10 protein-coding genes and 2 pseudogenes are annotated in these 15,430 nt (G+C 61.8%); 5 read left to right on the plus strand and 7 right to left on the minus strand.

The genetic code is table 11. From position 1 onward, the window contains the following. Positions 1 to 109: 109 nt before the first annotated feature. Positions 110 to 2,068 (plus strand): Kelch repeat-containing protein, encoded by a 1,959-nt coding sequence (locus DXT59_RS27690; protein ID WP_162878279.1) that lies wholly within the window; start codon positions 110 to 112, stop codon positions 2,066 to 2,068. Positions 2,069 to 2,221: 153 nt separating this feature from the next. Next, positions 2,222 to 2,671 (plus strand): NUDIX hydrolase, encoded by a 450-nt coding sequence (locus tag DXT59_RS27695; protein WP_116141344.1) that lies wholly within the window; start codon positions 2,222 to 2,224, stop codon positions 2,669 to 2,671. Positions 2,672 to 2,713: 42 nt separating this feature from the next. On the opposite strand, the gene DXT59_RS27700 is transcribed toward DXT59_RS27695, so the two are convergent. After that, complete coding sequence (locus tag DXT59_RS27700) at positions 2,714 to 4,423, minus strand: glutamine--tRNA ligase/YqeY domain fusion protein (protein WP_116141566.1); 1,710 nt, start codon at positions 4,421 to 4,423, stop codon at positions 2,714 to 2,716. 251 nt (positions 4,424 to 4,674) lie between these two features. Between DXT59_RS27700 and DXT59_RS27705 the strand changes: the two genes are divergently transcribed. Continuing rightward, on the plus strand, positions 4,675 to 4,878 hold the full coding sequence (locus DXT59_RS27705) for an ornithine carbamoyltransferase (RefSeq protein WP_116141346.1): 204 nt from the start codon (positions 4,675 to 4,677) through the stop codon (positions 4,876 to 4,878). Positions 4,879 to 4,926: 48 nt separating this feature from the next. Here DXT59_RS27705 and DXT59_RS27710 read toward each other — a convergent pair whose 3' ends face one another. Next, positions 4,927 to 5,595, minus strand: a complete 669-nt coding sequence (locus tag DXT59_RS27710) for an O-methyltransferase (protein ID WP_116141347.1) — start codon at positions 5,593 to 5,595, stop codon at positions 4,927 to 4,929. A gap of 141 nt (positions 5,596 to 5,736) precedes the next feature. Between DXT59_RS27710 and DXT59_RS27715 the strand changes: the two genes are divergently transcribed. Then, positions 5,737 to 6,288, plus strand: a complete 552-nt coding sequence (locus DXT59_RS27715; protein WP_116141348.1) for an RBBP9/YdeN family alpha/beta hydrolase — start codon at positions 5,737 to 5,739, stop codon at positions 6,286 to 6,288. A 9-nt stretch (positions 6,289 to 6,297) separates the two neighbouring features. Here the strand turns inward: DXT59_RS27715 and DXT59_RS27720 are convergent, their stop codons facing one another. Then, positions 6,298 to 7,518, minus strand: a complete 1,221-nt coding sequence (locus DXT59_RS27720) for a CaiB/BaiF CoA transferase family protein (protein WP_116141349.1) — start codon at positions 7,516 to 7,518, stop codon at positions 6,298 to 6,300. Between the two features lie 258 nt (positions 7,519 to 7,776). Between DXT59_RS27720 and alaS the strand changes: the two genes are divergently transcribed. After that, positions 7,777 to 10,401: an alanine--tRNA ligase gene (alaS, locus tag DXT59_RS27725; RefSeq protein WP_116141350.1), complete on the plus strand. Its 2,625-nt coding sequence runs from the start codon at positions 7,777 to 7,779 to the stop codon at positions 10,399 to 10,401. 118 nt (positions 10,402 to 10,519) lie between these two features. On the opposite strand, the gene DXT59_RS27730 is transcribed toward alaS, so the two are convergent. The 4 genes and pseudogenes from DXT59_RS27730 to DXT59_RS31680 all read right to left on the minus strand — a co-directional run. Further along, a complete protein-coding gene (locus tag DXT59_RS27730) occupies positions 10,520 to 12,289 on the minus strand; it encodes an ATP-binding cassette domain-containing protein (RefSeq protein ID WP_116141353.1) in 1,770 nt (589 codons plus the stop codon). A gap of 24 nt (positions 12,290 to 12,313) precedes the next feature. After that, positions 12,314 to 14,064 (minus strand): annotated as a pseudogene (locus tag DXT59_RS31640) (asparagine synthase-related protein). Then, positions 14,003 to 14,728, minus strand: a complete 726-nt coding sequence (locus DXT59_RS31525) for a lasso peptide biosynthesis B2 protein (protein ID WP_116141355.1) — start codon at positions 14,726 to 14,728, stop codon at positions 14,003 to 14,005. Before DXT59_RS31525 ends, DXT59_RS31640 begins: the two are co-directional and overlap by 62 nt. 74 nt (positions 14,729 to 14,802) lie before the next feature. Next, positions 14,803 to 14,895, minus strand: a pseudogene (locus DXT59_RS31680) (capistruin family lasso peptide); the annotation flags it as partial. Positions 14,896 to 15,430 lie beyond the last annotated feature (535 nt).

A 15,430-nucleotide genomic window follows, 5' to 3' on the forward strand; every position in this document is an offset into this window, starting at 1 on the left:
TCGACGGTTGATTATTCTTTTAGTAATGCTAAGCGGTACGTTTTTGACCGCTTGCCATGGCGGAGGCGGAGCAGGCGCCGGCGCGGCGGGTGCGGCGTGGGAAGGGGCGATGCCGCCGTTCGATCTCCAGTACGGCGACAGCACGCCTACTTACGTAACCGGTGAGCCGATTCCCTTCAACGAGCCGCATCACTCGGGGGGCGCGATCGAGCGCTACTCGGTCTCACCGGCGTTGCCCGCGGGATTGTCGCTCGATGCCGGGACAGGCGTCGTGAGCGGCACGCCGCAAGCAAGCAGCGCCGCGACGGATTACGTCGTGACCGGCGTGGGCCCGGATGGCTCGGTACAGGCCGTCTTGCGCATCACCGTGGCGGACAAGCCGGTGCCGCCGATCGCGTTGAATTACACGCAAGCTTCGTCCGTCTACGAGGTGCGGCAGTCGATCGCCGAGAATCGGCCGCATCCGACGGGCGTCGTCGTTCGCTATTCGATTGCCCCGGCGTTGCCGGCGGGCCTGAGCTTTTCCGAGGATCAAGGCACGATCAGCGGTACGCCGCTCGAGGCTAGCGATGCACGCGATTACACCGTGACGGGCTTCGGACTGCCGAATGGTTCGCAAAGCGATGGGCAGGTGGCCGTCGAGCATCTGACGATCGCCGTCCAAGGTGAAATCGTGCCGCCGCTGCCTGAGCCGCCCACGCCCGCGGCGCCGACCGGATTGCGCTATCAGCACAGTTGGGCCGTCTATGCGAAGGGGCGTCCCATCTTCGTCAACACCGCATATCACGACGGCGGGGCGGTGCAGACCTATGCGTCGACCCAGCCGCTACCGGCCGGCCTCGCCGTGGATCCCGCCACGGGTGACATTTCCGGCACCCCGCTCGAGACCACCGCCACCGACCGCACCTATACGATCGAGGCGGTCGGACCCGGCGGCAAGGCTAGCACGCAGGTGACGTTGCGCGTGGTCGAGCCCGGCACTTGGACGGCCGTGCCGGGTACGATGTCGACGCCGCGCTATGCCTTCGCGCAAGTCGTGCTTCCGGACGGCCGCGTGCTCGTCACCGGGGGAAGGGCGTCGGGCCAGGCGGCGCTCGACAGCGCCGATCTCTACGATCCGAATACGGGCCGTTTCGCGCCGGCAGGCCGGATGAGCGTGGGGCGCTTCTATCCGCTCGCCACGTTGCTGCCGAATGGAAAAGTGCTCGTCGCGGGCGGACGCGGGGTGGAGGGTCCATTGACGTCGGCCGAACTCTTCGATCCGAACGCCGCCGATCCGAGCGCGGCATGGCAGCCTGCTCCGCCGATGAACAGCGCGCACGTGGACGGAGCGATCGCGGTGAGAAGCGACGGCAACGTCGTCGTGACGGGGGGGGACGTCTCGCCGTCCGGTCCGCTCATGATCACCAATGCGACCGATATCTACGCTCCGCTCAGCGGCGCCAATGGAAGCTGGAGTCAGGGACCCGCGCTTGGTCAGGGCGTCATGTTCGCGCAAGCGCTGCCGATGCAAGACGGCGCGCGCATCGTGCTGCCGGCCGGCACTGCCAAGACGGACCGCGGCACGGGCGCGACGTCTGTCGCTCAGACGCTCGCCGAGCCGTGGGACGGATGGAGTGTCGAAAACATGTCGAACGGTGCGCGGTCGCAATACGCGTCGTGGCTCGCGTCGCCCACCACTGCCCTCGTGTTCGGCGGCATGGGGACGAGCCGTAGGCCGGTCGACACGGTCGACCTCTATGACGCCACCGCGCAGACATGGACGAGCGTGCCCGGGCTCGCGACGCCGCGCACGAATATGATGTTGACGCCGTTGAACGGCAACAGCGTGCTGATTGCCGGCGGCGGCGTGGATTCCGGCTTGGTGGGGACCGATACCGCGGAGATCTACACGTTCGATCCAGCCGACCCGGCCGCTTCGAGCGGGGCGCCCATCCGCCCGATGAACTCGATTCGTATCGGCGGCGGGGCGACGACGCTCGCGGACGGAACGGTGCTCGTCATCGGCGGCTGGGACAACGTATCGGCGCAACGATACTGGGATACGGCCGAGCTATACGTACCGTGACCCGGAGCGGCGCCGGACGATGATCTCACGTTCGCACGCAAGGCTCGCTCGCGTATATCATGACGAGCGCATGGAACCGCGTGGGAGCGATGTGAGATCCGATCCGTCCGAGCGCCGGCACCCGGCGCGCGTCATTTGCTTGAAGGCCAGCCGATGAATGTACGAACCGTTTCTTGCGGCGTCGTGCTGCTCGATCGCCGCGGCTACGTTTTCCTGGCACATGCAACCGATACCTCGCATTGGGACATTCCCAAGGGGCAGGGAGACCCCGGCGAGGCGCCGATCGACGCCGCGTTACGCGAATTGCGCGAAGAGACGGGCATCGTGCTCGCGCCCGAGCGGCTGACCGATCTGGGCCGATTCGCGTATCGCCACGACAAGGATTTGCACCTGTTTGCGGCGCGCGTGGAGGACGGCGAAGTCGATATTGAGTGCTGCAAGTGCACCTCGATGTTTCCGAGCCGCCGGGACGGTACGCCCATCCCCGAAATGGATGGGTTTCTGTGGGTTGCGCCCGCGGACGTCGGGCGCTACGCGAGCCGCAGCCTGGCTCGGCTCTTCGATACGACGCTGCCTTTGGCCGAACTGGACCGAAAGATTTGACGCGGCTGGACGCGGCGCGGCGGGAGCCGCGCCGTTTGCCGTTTACTTACCCCAGCTATCGCGCAGCCCGACGATACGGTTGAAGACAGGCTGGCCCGGCTTCGAATCGTAGCGATCGGCGACGAAGTATCCGTGGCGCTCGAACTGGCAGCGCTCTTCAGGCTGCAAGGCCTCGGCGCCCGGTTCCAGGTACGCCTGCACGACGCGCTTCGAATCGGGATTGAGGGCTTCGAGGAAATTGCGGCCGCCCGCATCGGGCTGCGCTTCCTTGAACAGCCGATCGTACAAGCGGACTTCGGCCGGCACCGCATGCTGGGCGCTCACCCAGTGGATGTTGCCCTTCACCTTGTAGTTGTTCGCGCCGTCGGTGCCCGATTTGCTGTCGGGGAAGTAGTTGCAGTGGACGGCCAGGATGTTGCCGTTTTCATCCTTCTCGGCACCCGTGCATTCGATCACGTACCCGTAGCGCAGGCGCACCTTGTTGCCGGGGAACAGGCGGAAATATCCCTTGGGCGGCACTTCCATGAAGTCTTCGCGCTCGATCCACAATTCGCGCGTGATCGGAAAACTGCGTTGACCGCGCTCGGGGTGGTGCGGGTGCACGGGGGCCGTGCACGGCTCGGCCAGCTCGGCCGGGAAGTTGTCGATGACGAGCTTGAGCGGATCGAGCACGGCCACCGTGCGCGGCGCCTTATCGTCGAGATCGTCGCGCAGCGCGCCTTCGAACACGCTCATGTCGATCCACGAGTCGACCTTCGTCACGCCGATACGCTCGCAAAACAGCCGAATCCCCTCGGGCGTGAAGCCGCGGCGGCGTACGCCGACGATCGTCGGCATGCGCGGATCGTCCCAGCCTTGCACATGGCCTTCGGTCACGAGTTGCAGCAGCTTGCGCTTGCTCGTGATCGCGTAGGTCAAATTGAGCCGCGAAAATTCGATTTGCTGCGGCAGCGGGCGCGTGAAGACGCCGGCTTCGGCCAATTCGTTCAGCACCCAGTCGTAGAGCGGACGATGATCCTCGAATTCGAGCGTGCACAGCGAATGCGTGATGTTCTCGATCGCGTCCGAGATACAGTGCGCGTAGTCGTACATCGGATAGACGCACCAGGCGTCGCCCGTACGGTAGTGGTGCGCGAAACGGATGCGGTAGAGGACCGGGTCGCGCATCGTCATGTTGGGCGAAGCCATATCGATCTTCGCGCGCAGGACGTGCTCGCCTTCCTTGAACTCGCCCGCCTTCATGCGGCGGAACAGTTCGAGGTTCTCTTCCGGCGTGCGATCGCGGAACGGCGAGTTCTTGCCCGGCTCCGTCAGCGATCCGCGGTTCGTGCGCATATCGTCCGCGCTTTGGCTATCGACGTAAGCCTTGCCGCGCTGAATCAGAAGCTCCGCGTACTCGTAGAGCTTGCCGTAGTAGTCGCTTGCGAAGTACTGGTGCGACTTGCCGTCCTTCTCCCAATCGAAACCGAGCCAGCGCACGGCGTCGACGATCGAATCGGCGTACTCCATGCTTTCCTTTTCCGGGTTCGTGTCGTCGAAGCGCAAGTGGCATACGCCGCCGTAGTCGCCCGCGACGCCGAAGTTCAGGCAAATACTCTTGGCATGGCCGATATGCAGATACCCGTTCGGCTCGGGAGGGAAGCGCGTTTCGACACGGCCGCTCCATTTGCCCGTACGGTTGTCCTCATCGATGATGTTGCGGATGAAATTGGACGGCGAAGCCGCCGCAGCGTCGTTGCGATCGTTGTTCATGCGAAAGTCGGAAATCGGCGGAAAGTACACGGGGCGCGCCCGCGGTAATCCGATCATTCTACCTAAAGGACGGCCCCCCTGGCCCGAGACCCCTCGGGAAGGGACGCGCAAGGCATTTGTTGCGCGCTGTAACAGGAGGTAAAACGCTTTGCCCGCGCAGGCGCGGCTCTTTTACGATGCGACCCGTATAGCGTGCCGAAGTCCCCACCGTCGCTTCGGCCGCCCGGTTTCTTTTGTCCGCACGCATCGCCATGAAAATCTCGTCGCTCGCCAAGCTTTCCGTCGCCGTACTCGTTCTGACGAGCCTCACCGCCTGTTCCTCGATGACGCGCTCGCAAAAGCATGCCGCTATCGGTGCGACGGCCGGCGGCGCCATCGGCTACGTCCTGACGGGCGGTCCGATCGGCACGATCGCCGGTGCGGCGGTCGGCGGCGTCATCGGCGCGGGTCATTGATCGGACGTTTGACGCCGAACGCGGGCGACTCGCAGCCCGCGTTCGGCGTCAACCCGCGACGATCGAGATCGCGAAACCGTCCCACCCCTTGCTGCCGACCGTTTGAATCGCCGTGCTGGTCAAGCGCGGATCGGCCGCCGCCATCTCGAAGTAGCGGCGTACGCCCTGCACGTCGGCATCGAGGCTGTCCGCTTGCACGACACGGCCCTCGCGTACGACGTTGTCGCAAATGATCACGGTGCCGGGGCGCGAGAGCGCGAGCGCGCCCGCGAGGTAATCGGGATTGCGGTCCTTGTTCGCATCGATGAAAACCAGATCGAACGGCTCGACACGCTCGGCTGCCAGCGCGCGCAGCGAATCGACGGCGTCGCCCACCCGCACGGTCACGCGCTCGCTCAGGCCCGCGCGCTCGATGTTCTTGCGCGCGAGCGCGGCGCTGTCCGGATCGATCTCGAGTGTGAGCAGCGAACCGTCCGCGGGCAACGCACGGGCGAGCCAGATCGCGCTGTAGCCGCCTAACGTACCGATTTCGAGAATGCGCCGCGCGCCGTGGATGCGCGCGATCAGATGCAAAAGCTTGCCTTGGTTCGGCGATACGTTGATGGCTCGCAGCCCGGCTTGCTCGCTGGCCGCGAGCGCGGCTTCAAGCGCGGGATCGGCAGGGATCAACGCATCGCAAAGATAGGTATCGACGGCGGTCCATTTCGCTTGTTCCATGAAGACTCTCCTTTAGGCCCCGCCTCCGGCTTCTGCTGAGGTCTCAGCGAATGGGGGCCTAGGGGCAGCGCTTATACTACGCGCCAACCTTCATACGCTTGGCCCAAGTGCGCGGGCGAGAATGCCGAGACACCACGCTTTATGACTCGAAACACGACCTTGATATTGCCCGGATACGCGAACTCGGGGCCCGGCCATTGGCAAACGCGCTGGGAAGCGATGGACATGTCTTTTAAGCGCGTCGCGATGCCCGACTGGGATCATCCCGTGTGCGAGGCGTGGTGCGAGACGCTCGATGCCGCGGTCGCGGCCGAGCCCGAAGGTTCGCTGCGGCTTGCGGCGCATAGTCTCGGGTGCTTGACCGCCGCTCATTGGGCGCTCAATTGCGCTCGTGCGTCCGAACTGAGCAAGATCGCCGGCGCGTTGCTCGTGGCGCCGCCCGATCCGGCCGGGCCGGCATTTCCGCGCGATGCGCTCTGCTATGGAGAGCCGGCGCTCGCGCCCTTGCCGTTCCCCTCGATCGTTGTCGCGAGCAGCGACGATCCGTACGGTTCGCTCGGGTTCGCCGAGCGGTGCGCGCGCGCGTGGGGCAGCCGCCTCGTCGAGATCGGTCCGCGCGGCCATATCAACGCGGACAGCGGTCTCGGCGATTGGGAAGAGGGGCAGCGTCTGCTCGCCTCATTGGCGGGCTGAGCGCCGGGCTCAAATCACCGATTTGCCGCGCAGCGCCGCGATCGCCGCCTCGTCGTAGCCGAGTACTTCGCGCAACACCGCATCGGTGTGCTCGCCAAGCGTCGGGGGCGCGCTGCGCACTTCGGGGGGCGTGGCGCTCATGCGGATCGGATTGCGTACGAGCGGGGCGGTCGCGCCGCTCGGATGCGGCACCTCCACGCGCATGCCCCGGGCGCGCACCTGCTCGTCGTCGAACACTTCGGCTAGATCGTTGATCGGCCCGCACGGTACGCCCGCCGCTTCGAGCGCCTCGATCCAGTCGCGTTTGGTGCGCGTCTTGACCATCTCGGCGATGATCGGCACGAGCACCTCGCGGTGACGCACGCGCTCGGGGTTCGTCGCGAAACGCGCGTCGTCGGCGAGTTCCGGCCGGCCGCCCACTTCCAAGAACTTACGGAATTGCCCGTCGTTGCCGACGGCGACGATGATCCAACTGTCGCTTGTCTGGAACGCCTGGTACGGCACGATGTTTTGATGCGCGTTGCCCCAGCGCTGCGGCGGCTTGCCGCCGATCAGGTAGTTCGAGGTGACGTTGGCGAGCATGGCGACTTGGACATCGAGCAGCGCCATGTCGATCGCTTGACCCTCGCCGGTGCGGTCGCGATGCGCGAGCGCCGCGAGCACGGCCACGGTCGCGTACATGCCCGTCATCAGATCGGCGATGGCGACGCCGGCTTTTTGCGGGCCGCCGCCCGGCAGCGCGTCGCGCTCGCCCGTGACGCTCATGAAGCCGCCCATGCCTTGTACGATGAAATCGTATCCGGCGCGCTCGGCGAGCGGCCCCGTCTGTCCGAAGCCCGTCACGGAGCAGTAGACGAGATCGGGCTTGACCGCCTTGAGCGATTCGTAATCGAGGCCGTACTTCTTCAATTGCCCGACCTTGTAGTTTTCGAGCACGACGTCGCTCGTGGCGGCGAGTTCGCGCACGATCTTTTGACCCTCGGGCGTGGCGATATCGACCGTAATCGAGCGTTTGTTGCGGTTCGCGCACAGGTAATAGGCCGCTTCGCGCGTGTCGGCGCCCTCGGGCGTCTTCAGGTACGGCGGCCCCCAATGGCGCGTGTCGTCGCCCGCGCCGGGCCGCTCGAGCTTGATGACGTCGGCGCCGAGGTCGGCTAGCGTTTGCGCGCACCACGGGCCCGCGAGCACGCGGGTCAAGTCGAGTACGCGGATATGGCTGAGCGCTCCCATTGTTACGGTCTCTCCTTGCGAAGCGGATCGACGCCGCCGGGCGGCGGGCGTCGCCAGCATGTTAAGCGGTTTTGCGCGCGCGCCCCAAGCGCGCCGGACGGGCGCCGCCTTGCCGCGCGCAGGCGGCACGCGCCGGGCGAAACCAGGCTGTTAGGGGCGCGACCGCGACAATTCCGTATAATGAGCCGTTTAGGGGAAAACGGCCGGGCAGGTCAGGCGCGGCCGGTTTCCAGTCGAGACCGTCCCCCTCAGTTTTCTATGAAAGCCGCCGAAATCCGCGAGAAATTCCTCAAGTTCTTCGAATCGAAGGGCCATACGATCGTCCGCTCGTCGAGCCTCGTGCCCGGTAACGACCCGACGCTGCTCTTCACCAATTCGGGAATGGTGCAGTTCAAAGACGTGTTCCTCGGCGCCGAATCGCGTCCTTACTCGCGCGCCACGACGGCGCAGCGCAGCGTGCGCGCGGGCGGCAAACACAACGACCTCGAAAACGTCGGCTACACGGCACGGCACCATACGTTCTTCGAGATGCTCGGCAACTTCTCGTTCGGCGACTACTTCAAGCGCGACGCGATTCATTACGCCTGGGAGCTGTTGACCACGGTTTATCGCTTGCCGAAGGAAAAGCTCTGGGTCACCGTCTATCAGGAAGACGACGAGGCCTACGACATCTGGGCCAAGGAAGTGGGCGTGCCGGCCGAGCGCATCATCCGCATCGGCGACAACAAGGGCGCGCGCTATGCGTCGGACAACTTCTGGCAAATGGCCGATACGGGCCCGTGCGGTCCGTGCTCGGAAATCTTTTACGACCACGGTCCCGACGTGTGGGGCGGGCCCCCGGGATCGCCCGAGGAAGACGGCGATCGCTACATCGAGATCTGGAATCTCGTGTTCATGCAGTTCAATCGCGATGCCCAAGGCAATATGACGCCGCTGCCCAAGCCCTGTGTCGACACGGGGATGGGACTCGAGCGTATCGCGGCCGTGCTGCAGCACGTGCATAGCAACTACGAGATCGATCTGTTCCAAGCGCTGATCGCCGCGGCGGCGCGCGAAACGGGCGTGGGCGACCTCGCGAACAACTCGCTGAAGGTCATCGCCGACCACATTCGCGCCTGCTCGTTCTTGATCGTCGACGGCGTGATCCCCGGCAACGAAGGGCGCGGCTACGTGCTGCGCCGGATCGTGCGCCGCGCGATTCGTCACGGCTACAAGCTCGGCTGCAAGCACGCCTTCTTCCATAAGCTCGTGGCCGACCTCGTCGCCCAAATGGGCTCGGCGTATCCGGAGCTGGCCGATGCGCAAGCGCGGGTGACGGACGTGCTGCGTCAGGAAGAAGAGCGCTTCTTCGAGACGATCGAACACGGCATGTCGATTCTCGACGGCGCGCTGGCCGAACTCGATGCCAAGGGCGCGAAGATCCTGTCGGGCGAATTGGCGTTCAAGCTGCACGATACCTACGGTTTTCCGCTCGATCTGACGGCCGACGTTTGCCGCGAGCGCGGTATGACGGTGGACGAGCCCGCGTTCGACGAAGCGATGTCGCGTCAGCGCGAGCAAGCGCGCGCGGCGGGCAAGTTCAAGGCGGCGCAAGGGCTCGAATACTCGGGCGCGAAGACGACGTTCCACGGCTATGAAGAGTCGATCTTCGACGATGCGAAGGTCGTCGCGCTCTACGTCGAGGGCTCGGCGGTCGGCGAAGTCAAGCAGGGGCAAGACGCCGTCGTCGTGCTGGATCACACGCCGTTTTATGCCGAGTCCGGCGGTCAGGTCGGCGATACCGGTCTGCTCGCAAACGCGAGCGTGCGTTTCGCCGTGGCCGACACGCTGAAGGTGCAGGCCGACGTGATCGGCCATCACGGCACGCTCGAGCAGGGCACGCTGAAGGTGGGCGACGTCGTCAAGGCCGAGATCGACGCGGTTCGCCGCGCCCGCACGGCGCGCAATCACTCGGCGACGCACTTGATGCACAAGGCGCTGCGCGAAGTGCTCGGCAGTCATGTGCAGCAAAAGGGTTCGCTCGTCGACGACGAAAAGACGCGTTTCGACTTCGCGCATAACGCGCCGATGACCGATGACGAAGTGCGGCGCGTGGAGGACATCGTCAACGCCGAAGTGCTCGCGAACGCGCCGGGCATCGTGCGCGTGATGCCGTACGACGAGGCCGTCAAGGGCGGGGCGATGGCGCTGTTCGGCGAGAAGTACGGCGACGAAGTGCGCGTGCTCGACCTCGGTTTCTCGCGTGAGCTTTGCGGCGGCACGCACGTGCATCGCACGGGCGATATCGGGTTGTTCAAAATCGTCGCCGAGACGGGCGTGGCCGCCGGTATTCGCCGTGTCGAGGCGATTACGGGCGATAACGCCGTGCGTTACGTGCAGGGGCTGGAGAGCCGCGTCAACGCGGTGGCCGCGGCCTTGAAGGCGCAGCCCTCGGAACTGACGCAGCGTGTCGCGCAGGTGCAGGATCAAGTCAAATCGCTCGAGAAGGAATTGGCCGCCCTCAAGTCGAAGCTCGCATCGAGCCAGGGCGACGAACTCGCGGCGCAAGCCGTCGAGGTGGCGGGCGTTCAGGTGCTGGCCGCGACGCTCGAAGGGGCGGATTCTAAGACGCTGCGCGAGACCGTCGATAAGCTCAAGGACAAACTCAAGCATGCGGCGATCGTCCTTGCCGCCGTCGATGGCGGCAAGGTGAGCCTCATCGCCGGTGTCACGGCGGAGGCCAGCAAGAAGGTCAAGGCGGGCGAGCTCGTCAATTTTGTCGCGCAGCAGGTGGGTGGCAAGGGCGGCGGCCGGCCCGACATGGCGCAAGCCGGCGGCACCGAACCCGCGAAGCTGCCGGCCGCGCTGGCCGGCGTGAAGGAGTGGGTGCAGGGGCAGTTGTAACGAACGCGCAACAGGTCATTCAGGGCGAAAGTCCGGCGTCGTCGGCATTGTCCAATGACGGCTAGTCTCGCCTGCTGAATCGAAGGCTGTCCGCAAGGTGACTTGCAGACAGCCTTTTTTACGACGGACAACGCATTTGTTCACCCTTGTCTTGCGGCAGGCTGGTCCAGAACGAACGGTATTCAGCGCATTCGGTCATCAATTGCCGATGAGTACCGATTCCAGCCAAGCTTCCACCGGACAGGAACACCACCTGGTCGGCCGCGATGACGTTGGCTATGCGGTGGGTGATCATGACGAGGGTCGTACGCGGCCCGAGACGCTCGCGCAGCATTGCAATGCCAAGAACATCGCTCCTCGGATCGAGTCCGGACGTCGTTTCGTCAAGGATGATCGCAGGGACGGCCACGCCCATTAATCGCGCAAGCTCGACTTTTTGCACCTGCCCACCCGATAGATAGGCCCCGCCTTCACCGACCGCGGCCTCCAGGTCGATACTTTGTTCCTCCTTGCGGAAGGCGAGGCGCTCGAGTAAATGAACCGCCTCGGCATCGCTCAACTGCGATGGGAAGTAGCGGACATTTTCCCTCAGTGAGCGATTGAAAAGGGTTACTTCCTGCGGCACATACAAAGCGTGTCGGCTGCGTTCGAGTACGTCGATGTCGTATAGGTTGACTCCATCGTAATCGATCTTGCCTTCGTCCGGAGGTAGCAAGCCTGCAATCACTCTGGCCAGCGTGGACTTGCCTGATCCGTTATGACCAACGATCGCGGTGAAACTGCCGGCAGGGAGGTCGAAAGACATCGACTTGAGCGCGAACTGGTTCGTCCTACTCAGGGCGATTTGTCGGACCGAGATTTGCGCGGCGCGGGCATCCAGTGCCGGAGGCTCGGTGTCGCTGACCTCTTGCGCTAGCGGTGCGATTTCGAGTGTTTCCCGCAGATTGGCAAATGCAGCACCGGCCTGATGCAGCACGAAGCCATACGATCCTAGGGGCAGGGCGAACTGAAGCGCATAGGTTTGCAGCAACATGAAATCGCCGAGTGTGATCCGGCCATGGCGGATATCGTGAACGCACATCACGAACATCAGGGCCATGCCGACAGCGATAATGCCGTATTGGCGGATGGCGGCCGACGTGAGCAGCCAGGAGCGGCGCCAGTCGACCTCCAGCCGCGAATGCGCCGCGGCCCCCACGTAACCGATCTCGCGACTGACTGCGCCGTTGTAGACAACGCGAGGCGCGTTTCTGAGTACGTCGCCGAGGGACGCCGACAACGCCCCCGCGGCCTGATTGGTCGATTCCGCGCTTTTTTCATACTGCTCGGCTGATAGGTGCGAAAAGACGAAATACGCAGCTAGGACAGAAAAGAGCACTGCCGTGTATTGAACCGGCACTAGGACGGAGATCAGCACGAGCGCCGCGGCCAGTTGAATCATCACGGGTGCAATCTTCCATAGCACGCCTTCGACGATGACCTGGAGGCTGAACGGTAAGCGTTCGAGCAAGCCTTGTATGTAACCGCTATCCGCCGACGAGCGGTTGGCCAGCGACGGAAGCTGTACGCCGAGCGCTCGTATCATCAAGACATTGGACATCTGGTTGACGATCCTGTTGGTATAGGCCAAGACAGCGGCCGACGACACGGCGGACCCCGACCAGAGGAGGGCGAAGAGCACGACGTATGCCGACGTTGCGAACAGATTGAAATCCGGGCGCGACATCGAGTCCACTGCCAGCTTCAACGTGAAGGGCCCCAGTAGCATGGCAATCGACGTAAACAGTTCGATCGTCACGCCCCAAACGACATATTTCCTCGCATGCGTTTCTTTCTCTAGCATCACGCGGATGCTGTCTGCTAAGGATCGAAGTACCGATAGATTCATGCCGAGTAGACTCCAGGCGGTCGATCAACAAGGCGACCCCGGCCGGGACGCTATGAATTTTTGCCAGGACGCGCAATAAATCTCCACGCATCCCAGCAGGGCGAGGCTGATTGCAGCCGTGCCCTGCCCGACCTGAACGGCCTTAAGCGCCCGTCGCACTTCGAGTTCGTCAATCCTGCCCGCTTGCATCAGAACACCGTTATGGACGAGTTCATGGAATGCGTCACGGTTGGAGCGGATTCCGTTGATGAAGCCAACATCGAATGTTCCCTTCGTCCTGCGCCTCAGCACGTCAATCGGTGTGATTTTCTCTGCGATTTTTCGCAATACGATCCGATCGTTTCGCTCATCGAAGCTGGCGTAGCTCCTGATATTCGCAGCCGCTTCAACGATGGGCTGAGCAAGGAATGGATTGATTCTGCGCGTGATGAAAAGATCCGTAACAGGCGTCATCACGGATAGAAACTGGTCAAGCTCCTGTTGCGAAAAGTGGCAATCACCGGGCTCATGTGGCGACCAGCTATGTGAACGAACACTTGTTACGCAGCGGTCAAGCGGGTGGAGCAGCCTAGACATCGTCTCACTGGATGTCCTTGCATCGCTGCGGAAAACACGTCGCCTGGCTTCGAGTTTCGCGGCCATCAACAAGATTCTGGGAATCGATTCGTTGTGTAACAAGGCCAGCTTCCCGGCCGTTTGCAGCGCAAACGACCAACCCCGGTCTCGCAGTGCATCGAGGACAGCCCGGACGTCAGGCACTGCGTTGAATAGCAAATCGCCGCCTTGGCCTTCGAGCAACACTGACGATGGTCCAACCGCTTGCGAAATAGCCTTGTCGATACCGAGAAACAACATATCTTGGCTCAAGCTGGACGGCGGGTTTGCCGAGACGAGGTTTGAAAATGGCAGGCACGAATCGACATCTATACAAACCAGTTCCGCGCCGATGGAATCGGCGACTTGCGTCGCCATGCTCCGTTCGTTGAACTCGGGTGACGACGTTGAGAACAGATGGATGGCCCGAAGCGGGTATCCGGACCGAGGGCCTTTCGCAGGAAAATAGCACCGGACGATGAGTCGACTCCGCCGGATATCGCCGCGCAGACGTTGGGATAGCCTTCCGCGATGCTCGAATACACGTCGCCTATTGCTTCCGCACAGACTAAGTCTATGTCTGGAACGCATACCCGCGAGGACCGCCAAACGCGCTCGATCACGCACTTTCCGCTAAGGTCGATGACGAGTGCACAGCCAGGTGGGACCACCTTGATGTCAGAAAATGCGGTTTCTCCGATGGGGCCGAACTGGGTCGTTGCGAATTCGCTTAGATAATTCAGGTTCCAACGTATTGAGGTATGTTTGAGCAGATTCTCCACGCTCGTATCGATCTGAATGTCTCCATTTGTGTCGGCAGTGTAATAGAGCCTTACAGAATATAAGGGGTCGGCCATGAAAAGGCGGCGTGAAGAAATCATCTCATCAAGTACGAGAATATATGCTCCCCACGCGACATCAAGGATAACGTCTACCGCCTCTGAGAAGTTTTTTGCTTGTTGTAGCTTGCTTCTTATCCGGAGGTATGATGTTTTCGTCCGGATTTTTCCGAAGTCGCTGATTGTCAGCAACTTCGCGGATACGGCTCGATTGTCGCGGCCCTGATCAAGCAGGACGTCGCTATACCGCGATGCGATCTGGTCTAGCCAAGCATGACGACTAAGTGTCCACGCGGGATTGCCCGGTTTGTCCGTATCGCGGTGTTCGAAAGATTTCGCCATAGCTTTTTTTAAGATTCTGTTCATCTCCGTATACACGTTTGTCAATTTCGACCCAAGCATGCGCCACAAAAGGAGTGGGGCGCACCCCAATGACCAATTGGGCCGGAATATTGGCGTGCCTCAAATGCGTGGTGAGTGAAAACGATAACGGTAGACAAGTGACAGGAAACGGTGACCACATTGAGGCGCTTAGGTAGCGCTCAAGAACTTTGCGTAGATCTATTTCTCTCGCTGCAAGGCTGTTGCGAGGAAGCGGTCGCAATCTTTCAAGTGAGAGGAGCGCGCTAAAGCCAAATGCCTTCAACATCGCTACGCTTTTGATAATTTGAAGAAAGGGTATGGTTTCGAACCTCGAAACGCTGCGCCTCCCGAGTGTTCGGCTTCCCCAGGCGCCCGTGTCGAACGTTTCGAACGTCATGGTTCGATAGTCAGAGATTTGCTCATGTTTTCCTGATGGTGGTTGGGATGATCTCGGATGAATTATTTTATCGGTGATCAATGGTTGTAGCGATGCCGGTATATTGTGGTGTCGAAGATCAAGATAATATGAGGCAAATGATTTTGCACATGCGTCATCATATAGAAGATAGCATGATCTTTTTAGATCAAGCACGACGATCATATGATTGAATAAGGCTATCCTGCAGTGGCTTGAGACAGTCATTCGATTATTTCGTTGTGAATCGGATGAATCGAAACGATCCAGTGGGACCATAGGTCCCACCGAGGCCGGCGTAATTACTTTAGGCCGGTCCTGGAAACCACTCGGCCGTCCGGGGTCTGGAACCCCGGTCTGCCATGGGTTGAGGTAACCGCATTTAGCGAGATGCCTGCGGTGAGCCCGAAAAACATACGAAACAGTCGAAGCATTGCAACCTCCTATGAGGTGAAAGAGATCGTTGCATGGCGCACATGACAGCGACACGTGGTGTTGCTGTAATAAAAATGTAAGGTATTGTTGAGGTGAAGCGCAACAAAAAATTGATCATCTCGTGCGTCTGCGCCCTCTCGCCAAGCGCTCCCGCTCATCCGCGAAAAGCAGAAGAAGTTTCGGCTGACCGTCAAAGAATCTATTAAGCCATTGATAAAAAAGACGAATCGATTTATGCGGAAGTGGTGCGCTCGCTTGTTAAGTGACGATCAAAGGGCTCCGATATATTCATGAATTCGCTTTGTCTCTCGCTGCATAGCAGCTATTGCGCATAAGAAATGGAGCACTAAATTCGAGATATGGCAGAGCTGTGCGTCGATAGCCGGCGGGGAAGGCGGATGCTTCTGGGGATCGCGCCCAATACATGGCAGGAACTGACGCCTGCAAAAGCGTACATCCAATTTCGAGGAAGTCTGACGGCCACGCTTCTCGAGG

It is taken from the genome of Trinickia diaoshuihuensis, from assembly GCF_003390925.1.
Taxonomy (GTDB): Bacteria; Pseudomonadota; Gammaproteobacteria; order Burkholderiales; family Burkholderiaceae; genus Trinickia; species Trinickia diaoshuihuensis.